The sequence below is a fragment of the Clostridium puniceum genome (assembly GCF_002006345.1).
GTDB lineage: Bacteria > Bacillota > Clostridia > Clostridiales > Clostridiaceae > Clostridium > Clostridium puniceum.
In genome coordinates this window covers 1-1,889 of sequence record NZ_LZZM01000081.1, presented here as the reverse complement: position 1 = coordinate 1,889, position 1,889 = coordinate 1, and the positions used below count along the sequence as shown (strand labels likewise).

At 34.7% G+C, this 1,889-nt stretch carries 1 protein-coding gene; it reads left to right on the top strand.

What is annotated here, in order from left to right; translation table 11 throughout:
• The first annotated feature begins 564 nt into the window (after window positions 1–564).
• Window positions 565–1,812 carry a group II intron reverse transcriptase/maturase gene (gene ltrA / locus CLPUN_RS06615; RefSeq protein ID WP_077846533.1) on the top strand — a complete coding sequence of 416 codons (1,248 nt, stop codon included), beginning with the start codon at window positions 565–567 and terminating at the stop codon, window positions 1,810–1,812.
• Window positions 1,813–1,889 lie beyond the last annotated feature (77 nt).

Genomic DNA, 1,889 nt, shown 5'->3' with positions numbered 1-1,889 from the left:
GCTGATGATTGTGCGCCAAGAAGGCGCACCTATGCAACAATATTTGTTGCATAAAGTGTAGCTATGCTATACAGAAGATGATGGAAGGTCCATCGAAACCGCTGTACAGGCGGAGGTTTCAAACCACCTTAAGCTGCTTTGGTCAAAAGTTAAGGTAGTGAGCGTTAAGGAAAAGGCAAAACAAGATTTTGTCAGGTATGTACTATGGAGATGAACAAAAGTGAATCATTGATAAAGTGTCGAAAGCGTAGGAATGTCATCAAAACCAAGGGGGAGTCGTTAACTTGGGATAAATTTAGAGGAAACCTGTTTACTGTCTAAATGGTGACCGGCATGAAGATGGCATGAACATAGTATAGGCTTCTGTATGGAACTTGGGAACCTACGACCTGATGTTAAGGAAGAAATTCAAGTGGAAATCCCATAAGAATGAGAGTACCAATGCAGGTATAGGGGCGGAACAACTTGTAGTAGCGATGAAGCTTTTGTAATAAAAGTGGAGTGAAGAAGATTGTATTATCTAGTTTTAAGAATTTAGTCAACCAATGAAATGGGAGGAACTATATGAATGAAACAAAGTCGTTTAAAATAAACAAACAGGCAGTATGGGATGCTTATAAGAAAGTTAAAGCAAATAAAGGTTCTGCAGGAGTGGATAATGTAACTATAGAAAAATTTGAAGAAAATCTTAAAAATAATCTATATAAATTATGGAATAGATTATCTTCAGGAAGTTATTTTCCACCTCCGGTAAGGGCGGTAGAAATTCCTAAGAAAAATGGAGGAACTCGAATATTAGGAGTTCCAACAGTGGAAGATAGAATTGCACAGATGGTTGTAAGACTATATTTTGAACCAAGTGTAGATAAAATTTTTCATGAAGATTCATATGGATATAGACCGAATAAAAGTGCAATAGGAGCAATTAAAGTAATAAGAGAAAGATGTTGGAGATATGATTGGGTTTTAGAATTTGACATCAAAGGATTGTTTGATAATATAGACCATGAATTATTAATGAAAGCAGTGAAAATGCATACTGATGAAAAATGGATACTTTTATACATAGAAAGATGGTTAAATGCTCCATTTAAAATGAAAGATGGAACTATTGTAGAAAGAAAATCCGGAACGCCGCAAGGCGGTGTAATAAGTCCAGTTTTAGCAAACTTATTTTTGCACTATACTTTTGATAGATGGATGGAAATAAATTTTCCACAAAATCCATGGGCAAGATATGCAGATGATGCAGTTGCACATTGTAGAACTAAAGCGCAAGCAGAAATTCTACTAAAGAAACTAAATCAAAGATTTAAAGAATGTGGTTTAGAACTGCATCCAGATAAAACTAAAATAGTATATTGTAAAGACGATTTTAGAAAGCAAAACCAAGAAAATACAACTTTTGATTTCTTAGGATATACTTTCAGACCAAGAAGGTCTAAAAGTAGAACTGGAAAACACTTTATAAATTTTTCACCAGCAGTTAGCAATAAAGCGTGTAAAGTTATGAGACAAACAATAAGAAATTGGAGAATACAACTAAAATCCGATAAAGAAATATTAGATATATCTAACATGTTCAATCCTATAATAAGAGGTTGGATAAACTATTACGGAAGCTTTTATAAATCAGAACTATATAAAGTTTTAAGACATATGAATAAAGCATTAGTCCAATGGGCCAAAAGAAAATATAAAAAGCTAGCCAGGGGAAGGACAAAAGCCAAAAACTGGCTAGGAAGAATAGCAAGGAATATTCCAAAATTATTTGCACACTGGCAAATGGGAATTTTACCAACGACTAGATAATGGGAGCCGGATGAGCTGAGAGGTTCAAGTCCGGTTCTGAGAGAGCCTAAAGGTGAGATTCCTTTTGGCTACTTACC

What these genes read in the sequence shown, in the direction of transcription:
- ltrA (WP_077846533.1), top strand. Translation starts at nt 565, where the DNA reads ATGAATGAAACAAAGTCGTTTAAAATAAACAAACAGGCAGTATGGGAT.